The following is a 24,596-nucleotide window of genomic DNA, read 5'->3' on the forward strand; positions in this document are numbered from 1 at the left end:
GGGGGAACGAATGGACATACCACTACCAGGGGGTACATTTTCAATTTCAGTAATACTGGTCGGTGTTAGCCATCCGGGCAATCTTGGAGCAATATGCAGGACCATGCTCAATTATGGATTCGACGACTTACGACTTGTTAATCCCAAATGCGACAAGGATGATGGGGACACGAGAGCCAGAGCCAAACATTCCAAACGAGTCCTTGAGCAAGCAACGGTCCATGATGACCTTAGGGGCGCTACCCAGGATTGTTCATTGGTATTGGGCACTTCAGGTAAACGAGAAATAGGGGCCAAGACTCTTTTTCGTCATTTTATGTATCCATGGGAAATGGTGGAGCGTCTCCAAGAGACAAACATGAATATAGCCCTTGTTTTCGGTGAGGAAGGTAAAGGATTGTCCACAGAGGACTTGTCCGCTTGTGACGCATTTGTAACCCTGCCTACCTGGGAAGGATATCCAATTGCTAATCTAAGTCATGCAGTCAATGCACTTCTGTACGAAATCCAACGGCACCGCGTCATAACAACCCAAGGCCTTGATGATGGTTTGCCGGACATCGTCCCCCTTGAACGTCACATCTCACCCCCACTGCGAACTACACTTGTGGAATCAATTGAACAGTTTGCAAATGAACTCCCCGGCAAGGACGAGCGAAAAGATTCTGTGAATCAAACCTTGAAGCGAACATTGCTTCGTAGCATGCCCACGGAAGACGAAGCAACACGAATCATTGGTGGCTTGGTCGACGGAACAACGGCATTACAACATGCCAATGATAAACCAGAATGGATCAATAAAAGAAGGCGCAAAATTGAGTGATCAAATTCGCCAAGATGCAACGCTTTTGGGTGTTTCTCGACAGTGCATGGCAACCAAACGTAACTGATTACCGTATGTTGTTTTGATATGAGGTTCAAGTGTTTCAAACGCCCATCTCGCCAGATTTTCTGCTGTTGGAATAAATGGAACAACAACTGTTCGATGGTCGTCTCCCATGAGTTTACATGCAGAGCGTGCGATGTCGTCCCCCTCATAAACAACAAATGCGTGATCGATGACATCGTGTATATGAACCGTAAGTAAATGACTTATGTCTGAAAAATCCATTAACATTCCCTCGTCAGATACACCTTGCTGGGTGACTACATCACCTTCTATTTCAGCTTCAAAGCGATATCGGTGGCCATGCATATGTTTGCATTTTGATTTGTGGTTCGGAACGCGATGCCCCGTGTCAGTCTCAATGTATCTTCGAATGGTTGTTGTCATGGTTCATCCTCCTCGTTAAATTTCAGTGAGGCCGAATTGATGCAGTATCGTTCCCCTCCATGTTGCCGTGGACCATCGGGAAATACATGGCCAAGATGGGCATCGCATTGTTCACATCGAACTTCAATACGAAGCATTCCGTGTGTTCGGTCTTCAATTCGTATAATTCCGGCATCATGATGTTCGGTATGGAACGAAGGCCAGCCACAACCGGAATCGAATTTCATTGAAGATGTGAACAACAATCGTTCACAGCAGATACAGAAATATTCTCCAACCCTCTTCTCATCGTAATATTGCCCCGTGAAAGCGCGCTCTGTGCCTGATTCACGCGTCACGTGGAATTGGATCGCAGAGAGTCGTTCTTTGTATTCAGCCTCTTTGTGAGCCTTCTCAGTTGCAAGTGCATGCTCCAGAGCAACATCCCAACTGTCAACGTAATCGATGGGGTCTTTGCGCCCGAGTGAATGGAACGCCAATATTCGTTCCACATCTGAACCCGTACGGCCACTGCTTCTCCCATCCGCATCGGGTGAATAGGAAGTGATTGTCCGAGAAAATACCTCATCGAAATCAAGACCCAATGCCCCTATTGCATGTTCTGCATCCTTGAGAATTCCTTCTTTATTGGAATCAACATAGGGCAGATAGAAATGAACCGCCTCACTCCCCCAATTTCCAATTGCAAATGCGTGGCCAAGGGCATTGTAAAATTCTGGCCTGCAGTCGGGGTAAATAGCGTGATCACCGCTGTGAACGCCAAGAGCGACAGCTGATTTATTCCCACTTTTTTCACTGAGTGATAGAGCGGTGCCATAAAGCAGAGATGAGAAGATGGCATTTCTGTTTGGTACGACGGTGGCCTTCATGGAATCCTCCTCATAGTGACCCTCTGGAACATCCCCTCCGCTCTCAAGAAGGTCACTCTTAAACAAACCAAATGCGCTCTTGAGGTCAACAATCCTATGATCGACCTCATGGCCCTCTCCCTTGAGGTATCCAACGAGTGACTTTGCCCTCTCCAATTCGATCCGATGTTTCTGGCCGTAGTCAAAGGAAAGACACGTTACGTTGAACTCTTGTTGAATGAGATGGAGTAACAGGGATGATGAATCCATGCCTCCGCTCAAGGCCATTACTGCATTTTGTCGGGTCATGCCATCACCTACAAGATTCCCATCCATTTGTGAGTTTGCAGAGAAAGCCTCCACTCTGGATTGTTCTTGACAACTTCTTCGGTTTGAGAAAAATGCTTCCCGTTCCATTCCACACTTTCTGCTTCATGATAACAAGGTTGCAAGAAATGGTGATTAAACCCTGTTTTCATCTCGTCATACATATCCAACGGTTGACCAACATATACGCATTTTAGTTCATCTCCGATTCGCTGGCGCAGAACCGATTGAGGATACAATTGATCTTTTGGAGAAATGCAAATCCAATCCAACAGCCCCTCTGGGATTTCTACAGTCCCATTTGATTCCACTGAGAGGTGATATCCTCTTGCTTTGAACAGTCGGTGCAATGGCCACAGATCATTTAGCATTGGCTCTCCTCCAGTGAATATAATGTTCTTCGTGGGATACTTCAGAACTTCACCCATGATGTCCAATGCAGTCATTTCTGTAAATTCATCAAAGTTGGTATCGCACCATTCACATCTGAGGTTACAGAGGCCAAATCGAATAAAAACATGAGGGATTCCCGCCCTAAATCCTTCCCCCTGGACCGAATGAAAGATTTCTACGATATTGTAAGAGGTTGCCAGGTCACTTGGGTTGTCAACCGATGACGACCCTGCAATCCCACAATGATTGTTTTCCATGGTCATCGCTCACAATGGTGGTTGCTGAATGAGTTTCATTAACTCATTCCTCGCTTCACTACGCTCGAAAAAGACACCGTTCATGGCGGATGTTGTCATGATTGCTTGTTGTTTAGCAACACCTCTGCATTGCATGCACCCATGGGCGGCCTCAAGAATGACAGCTGAGCCCAGTGGTTTCAATTGCCTTTCTAAATCATCTGCGATTCCTTTCGTGATACGTTCCTGATTTTGGAGACGACGCGCATGGAGTTCTAAGATCCGAGCGAGTTTGCTGATTCCAACAATTCGTTCCACTGGAATGTATGCGATGTGAGCCCTTCCGTTAAAGGGCTGCAAGTGATGTTCGCATGTCGAGGTGAACTCAATGTTTCGCAACAGAACGATGCCTTCGTATCCTTCAGCGTTAAACGTCGCATCAAGCAGTTCTCCAGCATCCATCGTGTAACCTGCAAAAATCTCATCCCAAGATTCAACAACGCGCTTGGGTGTGTTCTTCAAACCTTCACGGTCACAGTTGCCTTCTCCTTCAATATACGAGAGTAATGTTTTAACAGCCTTCATGGCTTCATCTTTTGTTGTCATGTATTCACCTCATCTCCCCTGACGCCTGTCGATTTCATCCAACTGATCGAGTAATTTACGGCATGCTGAACGAACTGCGTCAGCGAGGCTAACGAATTTCTTATCTTCGCCAATGTGTTGCTTCAAATCCTCAACCAATTCTTTCGGCATATCCAGCGATATCTTAGGCACAATTTATGCCATTGGTTTGACGGTTATAAGTATTCTTGAGGTATTACCACGGTATTACTTGGATATTACTTGCCTTCTAAACAAAAGATTCATGGGCGAACGTTCAAAGAAGGCCGTCGTTGACAGGTATGCATGGAAGCCATGAGTACATCCAATCCTGTCAAACTTCTTCATGAGATGCGCAGCAAAGTTGGCCAAGCCATCACTACTGGATTAGAAGACTCGGAACTTTTATTCTTCCTGGAGCGAGACGATAAACTGGCTCAAGCGATTGAAGATGCACATGCTGCGCTTCATGGCATCGAAAAAGAATTCGGCTCCTCTTATATCGCAAGGGCTGAACTTGACTTGATCACCGACCTTCAAAGTGGTTTTGTTAACTTTTACAACCCTGCTACCGTCAATCCATATGTTGCACTGGCTGCACGTGGACCTTGGATCGTAACTTCCCATGGAGCAGTTGTGCACGATAACGGCGGTTACGGAATGCTTGGGAGCGGGCATGGGCCAAGTGAAATTATTGATGCTATGTCGGACAACTGGGTCATGGCGAACGTGATGACTCCTTCGTTTTCCCAAAAGCGTCTAGAGCAGAGACTTCGAACCGAACTTGGCCATACCCGTGGACACTGCCCGTTTGACAAATTCATTTGCATGAACAGTGGCTCTGAATCCGTTACCGTTAGTCTTCGAATTGCCGATGTTAACGCCATGCTCATGACGGCTAAGGGTGGGCAGCACGAAGGGGCAACCATCAAAATGCTGGCCATAGAACAAGGGTTCCATGGACGAACGGACCGACCAGCCCAAATTTCGCACTCATGCAAAGGAAAGTACGACCAGTACCTCGCAAGTTTTCAAGACAGGGACAATCTCATCCTAACACCCGCCAATGACATCCCATCACTGCAAGCCGTTTTTGCTAAGGCTGAGGCAGAAAATGTGTTCATTGAACTGATGGCCATAGAACCAGTTCAAGGCGAAGGAAATCCGGGGCAATGTGTTGACCGTGATTTCTATGATGAAGCAAGAAGGCTCACTCTAGAACACGGCTCAATGCTTCTCGTCGATTCTATTCAAGCAGGAATTCGTGGACAAGGTACCTTGTCCGTCGTGGACTACCGTGGGTTCCAAGATTGTGAAGCACCTGACTTGGAAACTTGGTCCAAAGCAATGAATGCAGGCCAATATCCCTTGTCAGTACTCGGGATGAATAAAAGAGCAGCAGACCTCTATCGTACTGGGATTTACGGCAATACAATGACGACCAACCCACGGGCATTGGAAACAGCTGTAGCCGTTCTTGACAACATCACTCCTGAATTGCGTTCGAACATATGTGCCCGTGGAATTGAGTTTGTTGAAAAGTTCACCCTCCTTCAGAAGGAATTCCCAGAGGTCATCACAAAAGTCCAAGGGACCGGTTTGTTATGCAGCGCTGAACTAGAACCAACGAAGTTCCCTGTCGTGGGAATTGATGCTGTAGAACCCTGGTGCCGAAAACGTGGACTTGGCGTGATACACGGTGGAGAAAACGCCCTACGATTCACACCCCACTTTGCAATTACCACAGAAGAAGTTGACTTAATTGTCAAGATCGTTCGTGAATCCTTAATCGCTTTTGGCGCTTAAGACAGACTGGTCACAATATCTTCTCGCTTGAACTGACGTGCTGCATAGAGCGCAGCAGCCATGGCGTATATCCCCGAACTGACAATCCAAGTCACAATATGCTCAACTACAAATCGGTCCATGAGGAGTTCCCTTAATGCAAGAAGGACATTCACTACAGGAATTGAGAACCAAAAGGTCTCGATTCCATCCAGATTTATCACCTGAGTAAAGAGCGCAGGGAAGAGAATCAGCAACAATGCTGGACCCAATATAGAACCCGCTTCTTTTACACTGTGTGCGCGCATTGCCAGGGCGAGTTCGAAGGCCACAACCATGATGGCAAAGAGAAGGACCGCAATACCGATGAAAACGATCGAAGCTACCGAAAGTGTAGGGACGGTTAGGAAATCCGTCGTCGCAAGGTAGCCGATGGCAAATAACAACCCAACCAGTTGTAACACCACTCCAATTCCAGTAATGGTCGCTACAGCGAGCCATTTTCCAAACAAGAGTTCGACTCTTGAACAAGGAAGACCCAGTAACGCTTCTAAGGTGCCGCGTTCACGTTCGCCAGCAGTCATATCAATGGACGGTTGAATGGCTGATGAGAAGGTCCACACGGACAGAACTAAGGGAATGAATAACGACAGGACCATGCCTGCCTGTTCACCGCTTGTCGCAACATCGCTGTTGCCTATTTCACCGTCCCAATTGAGTGGACGAAGTGTCTCATCTGGGTCTAAACCTGCATCGACGAGTCTGCGTTCGGTTTCATTCTCTTCCCATTCAAACAACACGGTTAATGCACGTGTACGGGCCTCCTGACTGCGTTCAGAGGTCGACATGTAAAGCAGAGCATAATCCCATACCGAACCGTTTTCCTTCATTCTAAGAACAGCATCTATGCTCCCGTTTCTCAAACGATCTCCGTCATCGAGCGGGGAAGAAAGATTGGTATCCATCACCAACGGTTCGTAGTTCAATTCAATACCAGAACCGTTCAATTGTTCAGCGAGGTCACTCGGAAAATCATTGCTCTGAATTACTACGTTCACTTCGATAGCATCCAATTCAGCCGCTTCCGATGCAAGAAGGAGTGGGAATATGATAAACAGCAGTGGAAACATGAGCAATGGAATAATCAACAAGGCGAAGATGGTTCTCCAATCTCTTGCGAACTCTACCAGTTCTTTTTTCGAAATGGTTGTGATTCTACGCAGGGAACTACTCACTTTCATCACCTCCCGGAGTTTTGGGGGTGGACAATTTCTGCCACCATCGAGCGATCTTTGACAGTGGCTTATCGGTTACAACACGAGTTCTTGCCTTGTCTGTCGTAAGCGAGACATACGCTTCCTCAAGATTGGCGGTAGATGTTTGCTCCAACAACCCAGCAGGCGTACCATCTGCACGAACCTCACCGTTGTGAATGATGATTATCCTGTTGCAAACTGCTTCTGCTTCAGCCAGTTGATGCGTCGAATAGACGACCGTCCCTCCTGTTTCGCCGAGTTGTTGGACAAGGGAACGGACGGTTCGCGCACTGGTAACATCGAGCCCAGCTGTTGGTTCATCAAGCAGAAGTACATCTGGTGCATGTGCGAGAGCCCGAAGCAAAGCGGTTTTTTGACGCATCCCTCTTGAAAATCCCTTGGTGTGTCGCCCAAGGGATTCTTTCATGTCCAAACGGTCTGCAAAAAACAAGGTCCTGTTCCATGATTCCTCATCGGATGTGCCGTACAGTCTGCTGTGATACCGTATGTTTTCCCACGCAGTTAATCGCGAATAGAGTCCTGTTGATTCAGGAACTACGCCCAGTCGATGACGGGCATCTTCGACCTTGCTACCATCAGACAATACGACCTTTCCATCGGTAGGAGTGTATACGCCGGCTAACAATCTCAATAGGGTTGTTTTTCCAGCTCCGTTGGAACCCACAAGGCCTACAATTTCACCTTCCTTGATGCTCAAACTAACATCAGAAAGAGCCTCTATGTGGCCGAATGACTTCGTCACATGTTCGACTCGTAAGAGTTCAACACTCATTCATACCTCAACTCGCACGGCCAGATTCAACAGCCCAATTGAGCCCAGGATGTTTTGATTCAAGTCGTTGTGCTCGGTCCAGTTGTTCACGCAATTGACCTTGTACTTCGGTCTGCGGGACGCCCATGTCAACCATGTTTGCTATCATTTCAATTGCACCCTGTACTGCACCAGCATCGAGATATGCTTCGTTGCTGATGGAGCGTTGAAGACGAAGTTGTTCAAGACGACCTGCAAGATAATTCACTTCCCCCTTCATTCTTGGTGCATCAATATGTGGCAGAGCCAAAAGCAGGTCAATACAGGTCCTCATCACACCTATGATGAAAAAGACCGATTATAGGTATTGCCATTCTGGCTCATGAATTTCGTTGAGTCAGCTCTACTAAAACTCCACCCGTCGATGCTGGATGAACAAAGGCGATGAGGTGACCACCTGCTCCAATGCGGGGTGTTTCATCAATCAATCGAACACCCTTCTCCTTGAGATAGATTAGCAATCCTGTCAAGTTTCCAACGCTGAAGCACAATTGTTGGATACCTGGGCCCCTTTTTTGCAAAAAGCGTCCAATTGGAGTGGAATCTCCCGTTGGCTTGAGCAATTCCACCTTTGCAGGTTCATCTTCAATCTCACTCAACCCAGAGGTGGAGAAAAATCGCGTGGTGACTCCTTGGTCTTCCACGGTCTCGTCTTGATCGCCTTCAATCAATCCAATCAACCTCCAGAAGGTGCTAGCTTCATCAAGATGAGGTGTTGCAATTCCAATGTGGTCAATTCGTATTGGTCCAAAATCCATATTCACACCTCAAAATCCACTGGGCGCCATGTACGTCCCGAATTCCTCTTTCAAAACGCCCATAATCTCGCCAAGAGTCGCTCTGGCTCGTACGGCATCAATGACATAGGGGAACAAATTTCCACCATCAGAGGCAGCCTTGCTAATCATATTGAGCCATTTATCGACCTCGCTTTGGTTTCTGCTGACCCGTAGTAACTCAAGACGAGCGACCTGTTCTTCGCCTATTTTGGGATTAAGTTTCTGGGCAGGGAAGGTGGATTGCTCATCCATGACGCCATGATTGACCCCCACGATGAGCCGTTGATTGGACTCGATTTCGTTCATGTGTTGGTAGGCTGATTGGTGTATCTCTTGTTGTTGCCATCCTTGCTCAATGGCCGCCATTGCGCCACCCTTTGCTTCGATAATATCGATTAAATTCTTGGCGCGTTGATAGATCGTCTTTGTGAGTGATTCAACATACCAAGACCCACCCAGTGGGTCTACCACGTCCGCGACCCCTGATTCTTCTGCAATGATTTGTTGTGTTCTTAGAGCAACGGTAGCGGATGTTTCCGTAGGTAGGCCGAGCGCCTCATCGTACGAATTGGTGTGTAAACTTTGAGTGCCGCCGAGAACTGCTGCTAACGCTTGAATCGTGACTCGGGCTACATTGTTGAGAGGTTGCTGTGCAGTGAGGCTCACGCCAGCAACTTGCGTATGGAATCGTAACATGGATGACTTAGGATGTTTGGGTGAATATCGCTCCTGCATCAAATCATACCATAGTTTTCTTGCTGCTCTGAATTTAGCGGCTTCTTCAAAGAAATCATTGTGGCAGTTGAAGAAAAAGGATAGTTGTGGGGCGAAGTCATCGATATCCATTCCCGCTTTCAATGCTGAATCAACGTATGCAAGTGCATTTGCTACTGTGAATCCCAATTCTTGGACGGCAGTAGAACCAGCCTCACGAATATGGTACCCTGAAATGGATATCGTGTTCCAGCGAGGGATATTGGTCGAGCAGTACTGGAATATGTCTGTAATTAATCGCATGCTCGGATCAGGTGGAAATACATATGTTCCGCGGGCGATGTATTCTTTGAGAATGTCATTTTGAATGGTCCCTCTCAGTTCATCCATCCCAGCTCCTTGTTCTTCACCTGCAACCACATACATGGCCAGCAGCACCATTGCGGGGGCATTGATGGTCATTGAAGTACTGACTTTGTTCAGTGGGATGCCGTCAAAAAGTGTGATCATATCCTCCACCGAGGAGATGGATACTCCAACCTTCCCCACCTCTCCATACGACAGGTCATCATCCGCATCTAAACCAAGTTGCGTTGGTAAGTCAAAAGCTACCGATAGACCCATTTGCCCCCTCTCGAGGAGTAATTTGAATCGTTTATTGGTCTCAGTAGCACTGGAGAATCCCGCATACTGTCTCATGGTCCATAACCGAGACCTGTACATTGTGGAGTGAATACCCCTCGTATACGGTGGGGAACCAGCATCGGCGAGTGTAAACGGGCCACTAGGGGTCCCTGTGAGTGGCAAATCAATACCGCTAAGGGTTTTCCAACTATCCTTTCTCAAGGGGGCCATGATACCTTCACGAGTCGGGACTTCATCAAGCCTCGCTTGAGTTTCAGTGGTGGTGTCCGCCAGGTCCATGGACGTGACCGTGGGAGAGTTCTTCTTCGGATGCATCTCGAAGTTCAACTACCTCAACCGAAAACGTGAGTGATTTACCAGCCAATGCGTGGTTGAAATCACCGGTTACGAGTTCTTCTGTCAGTTCAATGATGGTAAATGGAGATGGGCCATGGGGCATCTGAGCCACCAGTTGCATGCCTACTTCGAGTTTTGCTTCTTCTTCCAAGGGCGCAAAATTTTCTCGTGGGATTTGCATAACGGCATCATCATCTCGATCACCGTATGCCCGCTCAGGAGTGAGGGTGAATTCTCTTCGCTCTCCAACGGCAGCTCCCATCATTTCCTCTTCAAAACCTGGAATCATTTGCCGGTGGCCAACAAGGAATGTCAACGGGTCACGACCCTCACTTGAATCGAAAACCTCGCCTGAATCGGGGAGGGTCCCTGTATAGTGTACGCTTGCTACTGAGTTTTCTTTTACTGTGTTATCGGACATTGTATCATCTCTTCGTTGTCATTCTTTTGACGAGGTCTCGCAATTTAAGTGCCACATCTGACGGCAGAATCAATTCGAGTTCTTTTTGTTCGATGAATGCTACGGATTCTTCAATACCAATGCGTTCACCTTTTGCCCAAACTTGTCCGAGGACGTTTGAGCGATGCTCTTCTGGGACATTTGGATTATCCAAAATGTCCTTGGCTGCATACTTGTATTCCAAGTACTTTTGCCGGTTGAGTTTGCGTTCTTGCTTCTGCCTTCCGCCACCTTTCTTGTCAAAGCGTCGCTTTCCACGTCGACGGTCGTTTGTGGGAATGGCAACCTTAGTTTCGATTTTCTTGAATACGTTTTTGACACGGATTGCGGCCTCGCTAGCAATAGACTGAGCAGGAAGTTGAACGGCACCTGTAGATTCAACAACGGTTGTTTGTGCTTCGACTTGTTCAACCAATTCGGTCGCCGCTGGTACAGCGCTTGAATCTGCCTTCAGAGCAGCGCCAGCTTTCTTCAATTCCTCAGATTTCCGTCGCATGTCTGCGAGTCGCTCTTCCCGAGTTTGATTGAGTGATGATTTTGGTTGTTGCTTCTGTGGAGCAGTTGGGATCGATGCAGGTTTGACTACTGGAGCCGAAACATCACCTTTCTGGACAAGTTTTTGTTTGGCTTCCCTTTGTTTTCGCTCGAGGTCTGCCTTAATGTCAACTGGTTTAGCCACGGGTTCTGGTGTGGCTTCGGGGCGTCGGACAGGCTGTCGCGCTTGTTCGCTCCGGCGCTTTTGATGCTGTTGAGATGCATCTTTTGCGAATGGATTGAACGGTTCGTTGCGACGTGGCCTGCGGTTAATGTGCTATTCCCCCAACCATTGGCCGGACTCCACCCGTTAAAACCGTATGGATTGAAATCGCATTAGGGCCAAACAATTGGCGTCTGGTCAGTGCGCAGATATTGGTCGATTGCACTCTCACTGAGTTTCGTGGACCTTTTTGTCGCTTCGAGCCAGCCGAGCCGAGCAATCATCGTCCCATTGTCAATGCAATACATTTTGGGGGGGGCGTGTGAAGTGCCATCTCTGTCGGATGCCATCTCATTGCACATGTTACGAATTCTTTCATTGCAAGCAACACCACCACCAAGAAGAAGTTCACGTTTACCCGTATGGGCCATGGCCCGTTCGGCCACCTCTACACATGCAGCAAATGCGTGCTCCTGCAACGACCAACATACGGATTCCAATGATGCACCGTTCTCAATAAGTCGCTGGGCAGCGGTCATCAACCCAGAAAAAGCAAGGTCCATCCCCCGAACTGCATACGGTAGGCGCAACCCCTCCATGGATGGATTAGGGTTGGATTTCAGATATTCGCTAGCCTTTTGCTCAATCACCGGGCCTCCTGGGAAAGGTATGCCTTGAGCCCGTGCGAACTTATCCAACATGTTACCAATGCCGATGTCCAAGGTCTCACCCAATACGCGGTATCGGCCATTTAGCCGAGCGATGACCTGTGTATTTCCACCGGATACATACAGCAAAACCGGGTCGTCACATCCACATTGCTGCCGCCCAATTTCGATGTGGGCAACACAGTGATTGACCCCAACAAGAGGGGCGTTGAGGCGAGAGGATAATCCTCTTGCTATCGCAGCACCTACCCTCAGGCACGGACCCAACCCTGGACCTTGGGAATACGCCACCGTGGTAATGTCGGATGGTGACAGAGATTGTTGCTCTAAAATCTGGCGAAAAAGATGGCCTGCAACATCTTTGTGATGATCGGCAGCCTCTCTGGGATGGATTCCACCCTGGTCAGGCCGTAACGTGTCAGAAGCCGATGGAAAGGGAACTCCGTCGGCATCTACCAGCCCAAAAGAAAGGGTGTGGGCGGTCGTTTCAATGCCCAGCGTCCAACCTGACATGACACGATGAGGAAGCCATTGTTCTTCAACCCTCTTTGCCTAGGAGTGTTTGTGCCGACGTTACTGGTTGATGCTGGACCCATGGTCCACTTCGAAAATACATTGATGCATCCAAGCTCACGCCCTATTGAAGAATCAATATTTGCTGAAGGGATGGGGATTCTTGTAGAAGGCGGCGTAATAACAAGAATTCAACCATCACAGGAGATGCGGGAAGAGTTTTCCTATCATGGCGATGAACCGACTCTGATTGATGAACTCAACATTCGGTCCCTTGGAGGGAAGGCAATCATCCCGGGGCTCATTGATTCCCATACGCATTTGGTATGGGCGGGGGATCGTTCCCAAGAAGTACGATGGCGACAAGAGGGAAAAAACTACACTGAAATCTCGCAAATGGGAGGCGGTATTGCACATACGACTTCAGCAACACGGACCACTTCGAAGGATGAATTGTTTCGTCTTGGATACTCGCGGATGAGGGCGGCTTTACGTAGCGGAACGACCCATTTAGAAGTGAAAAGCGGGTACGGGCTTGATACAACTACGGAATTAAAACTTATTGAAGTTGGCCACAGGCTGGGAGAAATCAAACATCTCCCGACTACCGATTGTACGTGGCTTGGTGCTCATGATGTCCCATCACCTCTGTCGATGGAGGAATATGTTGATGAATTGTTGAGTGATCAACTTCCAGCTGTTGTTGAACAAGGTTTGGCTCGGTCGGCTGATGTGTTCTGTGAACCAGGCTGGTTTTCACTCGAGCACAGTGAATCGCTGTTGAAAGAATCTCGAGCCGCCGGACTTTCACTCAGAATGCATATCGATGAATTTTCAAACGGAGGCGGAGGGGAACTTGCTGCTGAACTGAAAGTGGATACGGCCGACCATTCGTACCATACTCCAATGGACGCACGCCTCGACATGCAAAAGGCAGGCGTCATCACTGGATTTTTGCCTGGGACTCCTTATGCAATGGGTGATTCATGGCCTTCCATGAAAACCATGGTTGAACATGAGATCGATTTCACACTCGCTACTGACTTCAATCCAAACTGTCAAACTTTGAGCCTTCCCTTCATGGGTTCCCTCATGGTGCAACGTTGCGGGATGAATCCCCTCGACGCATTGTTTGCGGTCACGTCACAAGCTGGTCAATCAACGCCACATCCTTCGGGAAACCCCCATGGCCGCCTTTCAATTGGCGCTGTTGCCAACTTCAACGTGCTCGATAGTCCACATTGGGAGTCCTGGGCTTTACAACCGAGTCATACTCCGTTTCATTCAACGGTGCTTGAAGGTGAAGTCCTCATCCATTGAATTACCTGCAATTGTAAGGCTTATGACTCATATATTAATTGATTTACAAATAACGAAAGGATGATTATCATGTATTGGGTTGAAACGATTGTTTGCTCTGGGGCAAAAGGAAAAGATGCCAAGTTACGTAGGAAATTACAATCTCGCCAAGAATACAAACGTAGACAACCAGGGTGTGTTGCTGCATGGCTGGGGCGAGGTCCGGTGGACAAGACCATGCTTCTTGTTCAATCTGTATTCAAGAGCCAAAAAGATTGGAAACGTATTTCCCAAGAAATACAAACAGTACTTGATCCCAAAGACGGAGGTATCGAAGGACTTTTGCTGGGTCCACCCCTTGTAGGTGTGTTCGAATTGTCACCAGATGAGTTGGTTTTGAATTCATCCAGCTAAACTGTAAAATTACGCACCCCCATGCGTCGCATAATGTGAGTTATGCGACAAGTATCCGCAGAGGTGGTAATTTGAGGGGAGACGAATGATGCATTATGCTTCGCAGTATCCCTTTTGGAGGTACACCATCGCGAAGAATTTCCAAAAAGATGGAAAAATCCCCCTCCAAACCTACCCTCGGGGCTGGAAATTCCATGATTATTTGAAAAATTGACGAAGCGTTCAAATTGAATGTGTATTTCGAAGGAATTGAACATCATGTCAGGCGTAGATGGATATTGTTTGAAGTGTAAAACCTATGGTCCAATTAAGGACGGTCAACTCATCAAAATGAAAAACGGCAGAACGCGAATGGCTGGTACCTGCTCTCAGGCAGGATGTACCGGAAAGATCTCTAAAATTGTGAGTTGACCTTTCTCAAGCCTCCACCGAATTGGTTTAATACCGAAGTACGGTGGCTCAATCTACCTAGGGCTCGTGGTCTAGGGGTTTATGACGTTGCCTTGACATGGCAAAGATCGAGAGTTCGATTCTCTCCGAGCCCACCATTGAATTAACATCGTATGCTTTTGCTAAAACGGATTCACTAAATGCCGGCACAAAAGCAAACAATTAATCTTCATCACCTAGGTGTTCCGGCTCAAGTACTTCCACAATTTTAGATTCAATGTGGATTGGTTCATCATCATCTTCAAACATGAAGTCACTGCTCCCACCATCCCAAACTTTGACATCATCAGATTGTTGAAAAGTTTCTTCAGGGACAGCCTGATTGGGTCCGAGTGAGTAATTTCTTGGATCCAAATCTGGCTTTTCGGCATCAATATCTTCCATCGGGGGCGGAGCTTCTCTTTCCTCCATGATAGAGCCTGCATGAAAGGTCCCGCATTCGGGGCAACGGTACGTTCCTTTTCGTTCTAAACAACCACAAACTGGACAGGATTCAATGCCCAAAAATTGGTCAAGATTGTCTTCGGACATTCGGTATCACTCGACAAACATGTCTTCTTGATATCCAGTGACTTCATCGCCAGTCCCGTCTTCTTTGATGGTGACAGTGCCTTCATCGTCATCGAATTCAAGAATGGTCCCGAAGATTTCTTCGTCATCAAAGGTCAATCCGACATGAGAACCAATGTCAATAGGGTCGTCTTCTTCATCTTCATCTGGTTCCTCATTAGAATCGTCATCACCGGCGTCATCTTCATCATCGTATGATTCTTCATCCTCGAGGTCATTCTCACCTTCTTCATCTTCCGATTCGGAATCATCATCATCGGAATCGATTTGTTCTGCTTCTTCCTTGTCCTCATTGACTTCTTTCATAGCACGCGCTCGTGCTCTCCAGGAGGGTACAATTGCAAGATGCGTGATGAGGCTACCCAGTAAACCAGCTATACCAAGGACTGTAAAGATGATTCCATCCAGATAAAACCCTTTGGGCATGGAACTGGATTCTCCAGAGAACGGAGTAAGGGAGTTGGAACATTCCCCTTTCTGATAAATTGGGTCGCAAGCATAGACCATGCCCTCTGTGAGTTGGACATTATCATCTCCCATGATGATTGTACTTGGGTCCTTGGCTGAATATTCAACCATTCCACCACTTCCATCAACTGGACCAAATAATGCGTTTACAAGTAAGAGTACGATCATGATTCCAAAACCAGTGTGGATGAGTGGCCAAACAGCATCGTTCCATGATTTTGACATCATCCGTCGCTGCATTGGAGTTGGGAATTCCTTTTCTTCCCCTTCCTCTTCGTCCTCCACCGACTCCATGGATTCTGTAAATTCAATGAGGTCGATCATCCCGTCTCCGTCCGAGTCCATTTTGTTCATGATTCCTTCTACTTCTTTGATGTCAATGAGATCACTGTATTTTTCATTGATCACCGCGACCAGTTCTGTTAGGGAAATCTGACCGTTTCCATCTTTATCAAGGTCATTAAAGAGACGTTGTGCAGAGATATCATGCTGGTCCATCAAGTCCGCGAGGGCATAGAGGGGAGAATGAAATTCAGATTTTACCTCTTCTTCCTCAAGTTCAAAGTCTTCTTCGTCCATTTCGGCCTCAAGGTCTTCGTCATTTCCATCCGAGTCATCATCCGTTGAGGATTCATCATCTTCGTCTTCATCCGATTCGTCCTCGTTGGCTTGTTCTTCGTCAATTTCTTCTTGATCGGCTTCTTCAGAACCATCATCAATTAGGTCTACGTCAACTTCCGCTTCTTCATCAATCGGCCCTTCATCTGATTCTTGGTGTTCGTCCATTGATGGGTCATGGCTGCCCGTAAGTATGACCTCAAATTCGTCCAAATCAATCAAACCATTTTCATCCCTATCGATTTCTTTAACCAAGCGCTCTACTTGGGTCAAAGGCAAGTCAGCTAGATTGAGACTAAGCAGTCCGCGCTTGAGTTCTCCCGTGTCGATCATGCCGTCTGAATTTTCATCAAACCGGTCAAACAACTTACGAATATCTACGCCCGTGTTATTCACCCAATTCCTCAAAATATCCACGACGTCATCTGCGACGAAGACAACCCCACATTCTGGGCAGCGAGTCGAATCGAGGGGAACTAATTTGTTGCATGCACCGCATTCCCCCAGTGCTTCTTCAGAAACTCCCGAAAATTTGGTTTGACACTCCGGACATTCTTTGGAATCAAGAGGTATTACTGTCCTGCATGCGCCACATTCTGCCATCTTAACAGAGTCGTTTTCATCATCGCTCATGATTCCACCTATTAGTGGGATGACGGGGATAGATATAATCATTCACGGCAATTTCCTAACAGAGGGGATAAAATTCCTTATGGCGCCTCGGTTGTGGCTCGTAATAGGTGAGGGTATGTTGACCGGAATGTACTCCTTGGAAATCTCCAATCACGACGATTTGTTTTCAGAAGTCGAGAGGTTATCCGAAGGGCATGGAGGGAAAAAACTCTGCATCAGTCGATTGCCCCAGCGAACGTTACTGCGTCATTTATCGTTGAATGAATATGATTGTTATTGGTTATCCGAACAGGACACCCCACAGTCCGTACGACCCACTACTCAGGCCATACATGGCCTTCTTGCCTCGTTCATAGAGGGCGAAGAAAACGGGATCTCAGTTGTTGAAGGGCTCAACTGGATTGTCCAAAAGGAGGGGATCGATTCAGCCATGAACCTGCTTCAGAGAATTGAAACTGCAGCCGCCAATACCAACCACACACTTCTCTTTCCGATGGATGCGCTCGCCTTTGACGCCATTGATTGGGCAAGAATACGCTCAATTGCCCCAGCCATCGAACATTCTCAATCAATGGAACCCACACTTACCACTGATCTTTTGTTCACAGAACAATCCAAACTGGACCCATTCACGCCTGATGATGATGATGATGCCCGATTGTTGGTCCATCTCACCACCTTGCCGTCGCTTGGATTCAATAAGAATCAATTATCAAAGCGGATGTTGCAATGGAGGCGTATGGGTTTTGACGTATCGGAATTGGAGCCTGCACTATCGCTTCATGACGATCCCAAAATCCATCAATTGTACCTTTCTGTGGAAGAAAAAATCCGAACGGCCGTAGAATTAGCCCGCTTATTGGATTCACACAAGGCTAAAATTGATGTAACGACCTTTGAGGTGACGATGTTTCGAATTATGCAATTAACCGGTCTTGATGAAATCAGCTCTATGCTTCATGAACTTTCATGATGGGAGTCGGCCGTATTCGGATTCGATTCGAGCCAACCAAGAGCCTTCGAGTAAGATGGCCGAAAGTGCTCGCAGTTCTTTGGATGTTGAACGATCACCCTGCAAGGGCGGAATTATTGTTCGAACGAGTTGGTGAAATCCGGAAATGTGTGGTGCTGGGCTGAGGGGTTCAAATTCCAATGCTTGACAGGCCACCATCGCCTCACACGCAAGTACCTCTGCAAGGCGTTCTGTTGCTTGATACAGGTTCCAAGTAGCTGTAGCCCCCATGCTCACATGGTCTTCTTGTCCAGCCGATGTCGAGGTGGAAAAGGCTGTCCGCGGTGAAGCGTGCCCTCGTAATTCGCCAAGAGAAGCACCGGCCACGTACTGTACGATCATCAAACCCGATTCAAGTCCAGAATGTTGTGCAAGGAAAGCGGGAAGTTCACTTCTGGCTGGGTCAACCATCTGGTCAATTCTTCGTTCACTGATGGAACCCAACTCAAACAGTGCGAGGCTGACAAAGTCTGCCGTAAGGGCCAATATTTCACCATGGAAGTTCCCTTGGGATACAACCTCATGAACGCCAGGCCGTTCCGGCGTAGGGAAGATAAGCGGGTTGTCCGTTGCACTGTTCAGTTCTGTGTTAATCATCGCATCCAGTCGGTGAAACGCCTCAAGAACTGCCCCATGGACTTGTGGTGCACAACGGAATGAGTACGCATCTTGTACGCGGTCACATTCAGCATGACTGCTCACGATGGGTGATTGATTGAGAAGCACACGTATACGTTGAGCCACCAAAGATTGCCCCGGATGTGGTCGTGCTTTATGGACAAGTTCGTTTGATGGGCTAACACTGCATTTTCGAGCTTCCATCGACGTACAAAGAATGATGTCGGCCAACGGTAGAAGATGTTTCAATCGCTGGTGAGATAGCGTTGAATAAGCAGCCATTTGACTGGTCCCGTTGATGAGTGACAATCCATCTTTTGCAGTCAGTTGAACCGGCATAACTCCCATGGTGAAAAGTACATCAGAAGTTGATGTCAGTGTTCCATCGTCTTGGATCACTTCACCTTCGCCAATCAGAGCGAGCGCTAAATGTGAAAGCGGTGCCAAGTCTCCGCTAGCACCCAAACTTCCGATTCTTGGAACCGCAGGATGGATGTGTGAATTCAAGAAGAGGACCAGTTGTTCAATGCAATGGGGTTGGATGCCCGAATGTCCTTTGCAGAGGGAATTGAGTCGAATCACCATCATCGCCCTTACTTCTGTAACCGTCATTAACGGCCCAAGTGCAGTTGCGTGAGATCGAATAAGGTTGACCTGCAATTGAGCCAGGTCATCGGATGAAATCCGTTGATTGACCAACGCACCAAAACCTGTGTTAATCCCATATACAGTTTCATCGTTTTGAACGATGCGCTCTACGACTGCTCGTGATGCATGAATCCCCGGCCATGCATCCGGCGAGACTTCAACCATCGATTTGCCTTCAGCTACCATGAGCACTTCACTTGGCGATAGGGTTTCACCGTCAACAAAAACTGTATGTCCTTCCATCACAATCGCTCCAAGATATCATTGATTAAATCATCATCTGCATGATTGGGAAGGGTTACTTCCAACAGGGGCTCCAAATCCATGGCTCTTTGAATTGCAAATTCAGCACCATCATTACGTGCCCATGCACGGCGTGCTACGCCGTTGTTAACGTCCCAGTGAAGCATTGAATTCAATTTCTTTTCTGCCTCTTCCGTTCCATCCAAAAGGAGGCCGAAACCTCCATTGATGACTTCGCCCCACCCGACGCCGCCACCGTTGTGAATGCTCACCCAAGTGGCTCCTCTAAAGGAATCGCCGATGACATTTTGAATGGCCATATCAGCAGTAAACATTGAACCATCCCGTATGTTTGCAGTTTCCCGATACGGACTGTCTGTGCCCGAAACATCGTGATGGTCTCGTCCAAGTACGATCGGGGCAGAAATTGCTCCGCTCCCAATAGCTCGATTCATTGCAACTGCAATGTTTCTTCGGCCGACATCATCTGCATAGAGGATTCGAGCTTGACTTCCGACAACCAGATGGTTCGAACCTGCCTGTTGTATCCACCTGATGTTATCCTCAATTTGTTGGCGGATGTTCGTTGGCGCATCCTTTAACATCTTGACGAGGACCTCTTCGGCAATGGAATCAGTAACGGCTAAGTCTTCTGGATTTCCGCTCGTGCAAACCCAACGATAGGGTCCAAATCCATAATCAAAGCAAATTGGCCCCATGATATCTTCAACGTACGATGGATATCGGAATCCACCGTCTTCATCCATTACATCTGCTCCAGCGCGGGACGCCTCAAGCAAGAATGCATTTCCATAATCCCAGAAATACATCCCATTTTCGCTAAGCGTATTGATGGCGTTTGCATGACGCCGGAGGGTCTTTTTAACTTCGCTTACGAATTCTTCCGGGCGTTCGGAAAGCATATTCGTGCTTTCTTCATAGGTGAAATCTGCGGGGTAATATCCCCCTTGGAACGGGTTGTGAAGGCTGGTTTGGTCACTGCCGAGGTCAACTCGAATGTCACGTTCTATGCATCGCTCCCATAATTCTACGATGTTTCCGATAAGGCCCACCGAAATCGCCACTTTCATCGATGCTGCAGATACCATCAAATCAATGGCCTCATCAATGCTATCGGTAACGTCTGTCAGCCAGCCCTGTGAGTGGCGTTTTCGTGCTGCATGTTCATTCGTTTCTGCCACGATACATGCTGCGCCTGCAATGGTTGCCGCTTTGGCTTGTGCACCGGACATGCCGCCCAATCCGCTTGTGATGAACGTCACGCCCCCAAGGCCTTCTGAGGCAGATAAACCCAGATGCATCCTTGCAGCATTGAGAAGAGTGATTGTTGTCCCATGGACAATACCTTGTGGGCCGATGTACATGTATGAGCCAGCGGTCATTTGACCGTACTGACTCACACCCATCGCATTCATCTTTTCATACTCATCTGGTGATGAATGGTTAGGAATGACCATGCCATTGGTGACCACTACACGTGGAGCAGAAGGGGAGGACGGAAACAAGCCGAGTGGGTGGCCTGAATACATGACAAGTGTTTGTTCTCGTGTCATTTGACAGAGGAATTTCATTACAAGACGATATTGTGCCCAATTTTGGAAGACCGAACCATTCCCACCGTAAGTGATGAGTTCATGGGGGAATTGAGCCACTGCGGGATCTAAATTGTTCTGTATCATCAACATAATTGAGGCCGCTTCCTGACATTGTGCGGGATACGCATCGATGGGGTACGCTTTCATTTCGTATTCAGTGGGTCGGAATCGGTTCATGACAATTCGGCCGAATCCGTTCAACTCTGCTAGAAACTCAGCAGCTAACTCAGCGTGGTGGCGTTTGTCAAAATAACGTAGTGCATTACGCAAGGCCAATTTCTTTTCTCGCCTGGATAGAACTTGTCTCCTCGAGGGCGCATGGTCCACAGCAGGATCAACGGCCTTGGGCTGTGGGAGTGTGGGGAGAATTCCTTCTCCAATATGCTTTCGAAGTGCGCCCCACTGCGAGTCCATGGTGAGGGGTCTAACTGGTTGTCTTTGAGCATTGTTCCTCATCTTCGTTCAATCTGCAACACGGCAACCTCAAAAATCCCTAGTGATTCCGTTCAAACAGAGGCGGTTTTCTGGAGGGTAAAGATAAGGATGTCGCTGCTGTAAACGTCAAGCGTGAATTCAATTTGGTTTTTGGAGCAACCATCGCCATTTCCCTTGCCTTTCTCTTCGCTGGTGCCCTTTTTGTCGATACCGTCATGGAGGGCTTGGTCGATGAGGAGCCGGCATACAACGGGCGCGTCCCTGTTTGGGAACGGGAAATGCTTGATTTTGAAACCTCAGGAGATTTTGGAATCGCCATTGAAACCGGACCATACACCGTCCTTTCAACCGACAATGAATGGAATTCAACCCATCATTTTGTTGAATACATCATGCCAATAGAAGAAGGGGGGGCTGCTCCTAACGGACTCATTAGCCTCGCTGTATGGCGCCCTAATGTCCCAGAAGGCACTTTGGTCCCCGTGATTGCTGAATTCGGCCCATACTTCCAAGAGCAAAGCGTTGAAACTCCTACAATTGAGGTTCCCGGGACTTGGCTAGGGCAGATGATCATTGACCAACTCCTTCCTCACGGATATGCCTTCGCCCAAGTATCTGTATCCGGAACAGGGCGTTCCAATCATTGTATGGATTTGATGGGCAATGCCGAACAACTCGGCAATGATGCGGCTGTTCGTTGGCTAGGTGAGCAAACGTGGTCCAATGGAGCGGTTGGTATGATCGGTAAATCATACGACGGCAGCACGCCCTGGCAAGCCGCTATGTTCGGGTCGGAACACGATTACCTGAAGACCATTGTTCCCATTTCTGGATTGATCGGTGTGAAAGAACTCATGTGGAGAAACGGCTCTGCAGAAGCGAGAGCTCCAATCATGCACAACGGCGTTTATGGTTCGTACGGAATCGATGGTGATGAGGAAGATTATCAAAACATATGCCCCGATTATCTCATCGGGCCGGGGACAGGAGTGTCCGCATATCTCTTTGGGTCCGAGGTGGCGGGAGAATACTGGGCTGAACGATATTTCCTCGATAGGGTTCTCCAACATTATACAGGAAGCGTATACCTCATCCAAGGCATGCACGATTGGAACGTTGACCCACACATGGCCGTTCCAACCATCAACGCCCTCAAGGATGCAGGTATTGATGCAAAAGGCCTCTTTGGGCAGTGGGATCATGATTATCCAGACCGTCCCGTTCAACTTGATGACAGGTCAGATTTAGGTGGTCGCGGTGGGGAAGCGTTCCCTGAAATGGTGAGGTATGATTGGATGCAGGACCTCCTGGAATGGTTTGATTTCTATCTTAGGGGTGTGGGTGACCAACCTGGGCTATGGGTCGAAATTCAATCAAATCAAGGTTCATGGAGGCTTGAAGACCGATATCCTCCCGCTGATATTTCAACCCTCGAATGGGATTTAGGAGGAGTCATGGAGAACGTTGGTGGGTCAACCACCGTCACGCCGGGATTGTTTTCCGGACCGGTTTGGGAATCACAACCTCTGAACAGTACCCTCTATCTTGCGGGCGTACCCCGGCTCCATGTTGACGTGACCACTGCAACACTGGGTGGGCAATTGTATGCGTTGTTGGAAGATTGCAATCAAGAGGATAATTGCATACACATTGGGCACGCTATTATGGATTTGCGTTATCATGCTGGAGGCGATGAAATTCAAACGTGGGTCCCTGTCGTTGAAACGATCAACGCCAAAATGGAATTCATGCCTTTGGATGCTGAAATTGAAGAAGGACATCGGATCCGTATCTCTCTGCTAGCAAATGGAGAAGATTACCTTCCGGCCAGCACAAGTTCAATCGTGTTCATTCAAGAAGGAGCGTCCTCAACCCTTCAGTTGGATACGTTCTCTCCTGATGAACGACGGTATTTCACGCCACCTGTTTGCACCCACGAACTGTGCATTCAGGCTACTGAGTCATGATTTGGCGAGTCGCTTGTATCCCATAAGGTAAACACTATACCTGAGGCCATCATCAAACCGGCGAAGATAATCAGACCGTTTTGAATTGACAGGTCAGTGTACTCCATCAGATAACCTGCGACGCTGGTAGATGCTGAGAATGCGAGGGACAAGATCAACATGTCCGTGGAAAATACCCTACCTCGAATTTCATCTTCCACCCATTGTTGTGTCAAAATGGTAGACAGAACCCAGTTTGCACCACTTGCGCTGTGTGCGATAACGACAAGGATGACGGTCAACCATAGGTTGATGTCGAGCGTCATCCCTACGAGCAGGTAAAAGAATCCAGAACCCACGATTAATTGACCGACGAGGGATGGCCAACGATTTGGATTTGTGAATACGTTTCGAGCCAAAATAGGGCCGAGGCCAGTTCCTAATCCACGGGCAAAGAAGAACAGGCCAAAACCAAATGCGGCACCGAATCCAGTAATGTCAGCCCCCATCAGGACCAAGAAAACACCAGCTAATCCTCCTCCTGCGATGTTCCAGGACGCTTTTGCAAATACAATCCTAAACAATCGAGGCTCGCTACGTATGCGTTTCCAACCTTTGACAATGTTCCTAAACGCGGTTGAGAAAAGAGGGCCATCCATGTCAATATCTCGCTCTTGTGGAAGTTTCAGGTTAATCAAAAACAGCGTCCCAATGAGGAATGTGATCGAATCAATGATGAAGGCTGCATCAACGCCCCAAACCGATACGACAACCCCGCCGAGCATAGCGCCGATACACAATGCAGTGGACCAAGATGCAGCATCAAGGGCATTGGCAGTGGCGAGGTCCGCTTCATCGACCACATTCGGCAGCGCTGCTCTTTCTGCAGTCATGTAACTTCCATGAAGCATCATCATTACTCCAGAGAGACCAAGCATCCAAACCATATCCTCTGGCCCATCAACCAACAAAAATCCCAATGCAAGCACACTCTGTGCTAAGTTTGAAACTACCATGAGCGTTTTTCGGTTAAATCGGTCCGCAAGGAGCCCAATAATCGGTTGCAGGAGCGCAAAACTTAGCATGCGTACCGTAAACAAAACACCGAGTAGAAACTCACTCCCAGTGTACTCAAGAATGAGAAAAAATAGAGCGATGGTGTTGAACCATTCACCGAGCATGGAAATGACTGCAGCAATCCATAGGTGTCGGAAATCTTTGTTCCTTGAAACAAGTTCAATGTAGGATTTTCCTGACAAGG

The 24,596-nt window shown here is 47.9% G+C and carries 25 protein-coding genes and 1 tRNA gene; 8 read left to right on the forward strand and 18 right to left on the reverse strand.

All coding sequences use genetic code 11. The features are described from left to right. Positions 1-10 precede the first annotated feature (10 nt). A complete protein-coding gene (locus tag AAA857_RS07235) occupies positions 11-823 on the forward strand; it encodes an RNA methyltransferase (protein WP_338174280.1) in 813 nt (270 codons plus the stop codon). Here the strand turns inward: AAA857_RS07235 and AAA857_RS07240 are convergent, their stop codons facing one another. From AAA857_RS07240 to AAA857_RS07260, 5 genes are read right to left on the reverse strand one after another with little or no spacing between them, the layout of a single operon-like run. Next, entirely contained in the window at positions 824-1,273 is a 450-nt protein-coding gene (locus AAA857_RS07240) for a 6-carboxytetrahydropterin synthase (RefSeq protein WP_338174281.1), read from the reverse strand. Next, positions 1,270-2,430 carry a peptide-methionine (R)-S-oxide reductase MsrB gene (msrB, locus tag AAA857_RS07245; RefSeq protein ID WP_338174282.1) on the reverse strand — a complete coding sequence of 387 codons (1,161 nt, stop codon included), beginning with the start codon at positions 2,428-2,430 and terminating at the stop codon, positions 1,270-1,272. The genes AAA857_RS07240 and msrB overlap by 4 nt, the downstream gene beginning before the upstream one ends. Positions 2,431-2,438: 8 nt before the next feature. After that, positions 2,439-3,098: a radical SAM protein gene (locus tag AAA857_RS07250; RefSeq protein ID WP_338174283.1), complete on the reverse strand. Its 660-nt coding sequence runs from the start codon at positions 3,096-3,098 to the stop codon at positions 2,439-2,441. 9 nt (positions 3,099-3,107) lie between these two features. Next, on the reverse strand, positions 3,108-3,683 hold the full coding sequence (gene folE / locus AAA857_RS07255; RefSeq protein ID WP_338174284.1) for a GTP cyclohydrolase I FolE: 576 nt from the start codon (positions 3,681-3,683) through the stop codon (positions 3,108-3,110). Positions 3,684-3,692: 9 nt separating this feature from the next. Then, the gene (locus tag AAA857_RS07260) at positions 3,693-3,833 is read right to left on the reverse strand and encodes a CopG family transcriptional regulator (protein WP_338174285.1); all 141 of its coding nucleotides are present in this window, start codon (positions 3,831-3,833) and stop codon (positions 3,693-3,695) included. A gap of 153 nt (positions 3,834-3,986) precedes the next feature. Between AAA857_RS07260 and AAA857_RS07265 the strand changes: the two genes are divergently transcribed. Further along, a complete protein-coding gene (locus AAA857_RS07265; protein WP_338174286.1) occupies positions 3,987-5,486 on the forward strand; it encodes an aminotransferase class III-fold pyridoxal phosphate-dependent enzyme in 1,500 nt (499 codons plus the stop codon). Here AAA857_RS07265 and AAA857_RS07270 read toward each other — a convergent pair. The 8 genes from AAA857_RS07270 to AAA857_RS07305 all read right to left on the reverse strand — a co-directional run bounded on the left by AAA857_RS07270 (position 5,483) and on the right by AAA857_RS07305 (position 12,365). After that, positions 5,483-6,700, reverse strand: a complete 1,218-nt coding sequence (locus tag AAA857_RS07270; protein ID WP_338174287.1) for an ABC transporter permease subunit — start codon at positions 6,698-6,700, stop codon at positions 5,483-5,485. The two genes, AAA857_RS07265 and AAA857_RS07270, sit on opposite strands and share 4 nt — an antisense overlap. Next, on the reverse strand, positions 6,693-7,514 hold the full coding sequence (locus AAA857_RS07275; protein WP_338174288.1) for an ABC transporter ATP-binding protein: 822 nt from the start codon (positions 7,512-7,514) through the stop codon (positions 6,693-6,695). The genes AAA857_RS07270 and AAA857_RS07275 overlap by 8 nt, the downstream gene beginning before the upstream one ends. Positions 7,515-7,521: 7 nt before the next feature. Further along, positions 7,522-7,773: a hypothetical protein gene (locus AAA857_RS07280; protein ID WP_338174289.1), complete on the reverse strand. Its 252-nt coding sequence runs from the start codon at positions 7,771-7,773 to the stop codon at positions 7,522-7,524. Between the two features lie 100 nt (positions 7,774-7,873). Then, the gene (gene mce, locus AAA857_RS07285) at positions 7,874-8,311 is read right to left on the reverse strand and encodes a methylmalonyl-CoA epimerase (protein WP_338174290.1); all 438 of its coding nucleotides are present in this window, start codon (positions 8,309-8,311) and stop codon (positions 7,874-7,876) included. 9 nt (positions 8,312-8,320) lie between these two features. Next, on the reverse strand, positions 8,321-9,970 hold the full coding sequence (locus AAA857_RS07290; RefSeq protein ID WP_338174291.1) for a methylmalonyl-CoA mutase family protein: 1,650 nt from the start codon (positions 9,968-9,970) through the stop codon (positions 8,321-8,323). Next, entirely contained in the window at positions 9,945-10,448 is a 504-nt protein-coding gene (locus AAA857_RS07295; protein WP_338174292.1) for a peptidylprolyl isomerase, read from the reverse strand. Before AAA857_RS07295 ends, AAA857_RS07290 begins: the two co-directional genes overlap by 26 nt. A gap of 4 nt (positions 10,449-10,452) precedes the next feature. Beyond that, positions 10,453-11,166 carry a hypothetical protein gene (locus AAA857_RS07300; protein WP_338174293.1) on the reverse strand — a complete coding sequence of 238 codons (714 nt, stop codon included), beginning with the start codon at positions 11,164-11,166 and terminating at the stop codon, positions 10,453-10,455. Positions 11,167-11,357: 191 nt separating this feature from the next. Further along, positions 11,358-12,365: a bifunctional N(6)-L-threonylcarbamoyladenine synthase/serine/threonine protein kinase gene (locus AAA857_RS07305; RefSeq protein WP_338174294.1), complete on the reverse strand. Its 1,008-nt coding sequence runs from the start codon at positions 12,363-12,365 to the stop codon at positions 11,358-11,360. 51 nt (positions 12,366-12,416) lie between these two features. Here AAA857_RS07305 and hutI point away from each other — a divergent pair, with 51 nt between their 5' ends. From hutI to AAA857_RS07325, 4 genes are all read left to right on the forward strand, one after another. Continuing rightward, a complete protein-coding gene (gene hutI / locus AAA857_RS07310) occupies positions 12,417-13,685 on the forward strand; it encodes an imidazolonepropionase (protein WP_338174295.1) in 1,269 nt (422 codons plus the stop codon). A gap of 69 nt (positions 13,686-13,754) precedes the next feature. Beyond that, positions 13,755-14,078: a hypothetical protein gene (locus tag AAA857_RS07315; RefSeq protein WP_338174296.1), complete on the forward strand. Its 324-nt coding sequence runs from the start codon at positions 13,755-13,757 to the stop codon at positions 14,076-14,078. Between the two features lie 231 nt (positions 14,079-14,309). Next, a complete protein-coding gene (locus AAA857_RS07320) occupies positions 14,310-14,489 on the forward strand; it encodes a hypothetical protein (protein ID WP_338174297.1) in 180 nt (59 codons plus the stop codon). A gap of 60 nt (positions 14,490-14,549) precedes the next feature. Then, positions 14,550-14,626, forward strand: a tRNA-Val gene (locus AAA857_RS07325). Positions 14,627-14,690: 64 nt separating this feature from the next. On the opposite strand, the gene AAA857_RS07330 is transcribed toward AAA857_RS07325, so the two are convergent. After that, positions 14,691-15,059: a hypothetical protein gene (locus tag AAA857_RS07330; protein ID WP_338174298.1), complete on the reverse strand. Its 369-nt coding sequence runs from the start codon at positions 15,057-15,059 to the stop codon at positions 14,691-14,693. Between the two features lie 6 nt (positions 15,060-15,065). Next, positions 15,066-16,817: an EF-hand domain-containing protein gene (locus AAA857_RS07335; protein ID WP_338174299.1), complete on the reverse strand. Its 1,752-nt coding sequence runs from the start codon at positions 16,815-16,817 to the stop codon at positions 15,066-15,068. 115 nt (positions 16,818-16,932) lie between these two features. On the opposite strand from AAA857_RS07335, the gene AAA857_RS07340 reads away from it, so the two are divergent. Beyond that, entirely contained in the window at positions 16,933-17,790 is an 858-nt protein-coding gene (locus tag AAA857_RS07340; RefSeq protein WP_338174300.1) for a DUF835 domain-containing protein, read from the forward strand. Here AAA857_RS07340 and hutH read toward each other — a convergent pair. Both hutH and AAA857_RS07350 read right to left on the reverse strand, forming a co-directional pair. After that, positions 17,785-19,338 carry a histidine ammonia-lyase gene (hutH, locus tag AAA857_RS07345; protein ID WP_338174302.1) on the reverse strand — a complete coding sequence of 518 codons (1,554 nt, stop codon included), beginning with the start codon at positions 19,336-19,338 and terminating at the stop codon, positions 17,785-17,787. The genes AAA857_RS07340 and hutH overlap by 6 nt on opposite strands. Continuing rightward, positions 19,338-21,368, reverse strand: coding sequence for a urocanate hydratase (locus AAA857_RS07350; protein WP_338174303.1), 2,031 nt, complete (start codon positions 21,366-21,368; stop codon positions 19,338-19,340). Before AAA857_RS07350 ends, hutH begins: the two co-directional genes overlap by 1 nt. A 164-nt stretch (positions 21,369-21,532) precedes the next feature. On the opposite strand from AAA857_RS07350, the gene AAA857_RS07355 reads away from it, so the two are divergent. Continuing rightward, a complete protein-coding gene (locus AAA857_RS07355; RefSeq protein ID WP_338174304.1) occupies positions 21,533-23,356 on the forward strand; it encodes a CocE/NonD family hydrolase in 1,824 nt (607 codons plus the stop codon). Here the strand turns inward: AAA857_RS07355 and AAA857_RS07360 are convergent. Further along, on the reverse strand, positions 23,338-24,594 hold the full coding sequence (locus AAA857_RS07360) for an MFS transporter (protein WP_338174305.1): 1,257 nt from the start codon (positions 24,592-24,594) through the stop codon (positions 23,338-23,340). The genes AAA857_RS07355 and AAA857_RS07360 overlap by 19 nt on opposite strands. Between the last annotated feature and the right edge of the window lie 2 nt (positions 24,595-24,596).

It is taken from the genome of Candidatus Poseidonia alphae (genome assembly GCF_943787815.1).
GTDB lineage: Archaea > Thermoplasmatota > Poseidoniia > Poseidoniales > Poseidoniaceae > Poseidonia > Poseidonia alphae.

Excerpts from the sequence above, each read along its gene's own strand:
- AAA857_RS07305 (WP_338174294.1), bottom strand. The coding sequence starts at position 12,365 with ATGTCAGGTTGGACGCTGGGCATTGAAACGACCGCCCACACCCTTTCT.
- AAA857_RS07295 (WP_338174292.1), bottom strand. The coding sequence starts at position 10,448 with ATGTCCGATAACACAGTAAAAGAAAACTCAGTAGCAAGCGTACACTAT.
- AAA857_RS07260 (WP_338174285.1), bottom strand. The coding sequence starts at position 3,833 with ATGCCGAAAGAATTGGTTGAGGATTTGAAGCAACACATTGGCGAAGAT.
- AAA857_RS07235 (WP_338174280.1), top strand. The coding sequence starts at position 11 with ATGGACATACCACTACCAGGGGGTACATTTTCAATTTCAGTAATACTG.
- AAA857_RS07250 (WP_338174283.1), bottom strand. The coding sequence starts at position 3,098 with ATGGAAAACAATCATTGTGGGATTGCAGGGTCGTCATCGGTTGACAAC.
- msrB (WP_338174282.1), bottom strand. The coding sequence starts at position 2,430 with ATGACCCGACAAAATGCAGTAATGGCCTTGAGCGGAGGCATGGATTCA.
- AAA857_RS07320 (WP_338174297.1), top strand. The coding sequence starts at position 14,310 with ATGTGTATTTCGAAGGAATTGAACATCATGTCAGGCGTAGATGGATAT.
- hutH (WP_338174302.1), bottom strand. The coding sequence starts at position 19,338 with ATGGAAGGACATACAGTTTTTGTTGACGGTGAAACCCTATCGCCAAGT.
- AAA857_RS07275 (WP_338174288.1), bottom strand. The coding sequence starts at position 7,514 with ATGAGTGTTGAACTCTTACGAGTCGAACATGTGACGAAGTCATTCGGC.
- AAA857_RS07265 (WP_338174286.1), top strand. The coding sequence starts at position 3,987 with ATGGAAGCCATGAGTACATCCAATCCTGTCAAACTTCTTCATGAGATG.
- AAA857_RS07340 (WP_338174300.1), top strand. The coding sequence starts at position 16,933 with ATGTTGACCGGAATGTACTCCTTGGAAATCTCCAATCACGACGATTTG.
- AAA857_RS07290 (WP_338174291.1), bottom strand. The coding sequence starts at position 9,970 with ATGGACCTGGCGGACACCACCACTGAAACTCAAGCGAGGCTTGATGAA.
- AAA857_RS07315 (WP_338174296.1), top strand. The coding sequence starts at position 13,755 with ATGTATTGGGTTGAAACGATTGTTTGCTCTGGGGCAAAAGGAAAAGAT.
- folE (WP_338174284.1), bottom strand. The coding sequence starts at position 3,683 with ATGACAACAAAAGATGAAGCCATGAAGGCTGTTAAAACATTACTCTCG.
- AAA857_RS07335 (WP_338174299.1), bottom strand. The coding sequence starts at position 16,817 with ATGAGCGATGATGAAAACGACTCTGTTAAGATGGCAGAATGTGGCGCA.
- AAA857_RS07240 (WP_338174281.1), bottom strand. The coding sequence starts at position 1,273 with ATGACAACAACCATTCGAAGATACATTGAGACTGACACGGGGCATCGC.
- mce (WP_338174290.1), bottom strand. The coding sequence starts at position 8,311 with ATGGATTTTGGACCAATACGAATTGACCACATTGGAATTGCAACACCT.
- AAA857_RS07330 (WP_338174298.1), bottom strand. The coding sequence starts at position 15,059 with ATGTCCGAAGACAATCTTGACCAATTTTTGGGCATTGAATCCTGTCCA.
- AAA857_RS07280 (WP_338174289.1), bottom strand. The coding sequence starts at position 7,773 with ATGAAGGGGGAAGTGAATTATCTTGCAGGTCGTCTTGAACAACTTCGT.
- AAA857_RS07350 (WP_338174303.1), bottom strand. The coding sequence starts at position 21,368 with ATGGACTCGCAGTGGGGCGCACTTCGAAAGCATATTGGAGAAGGAATT.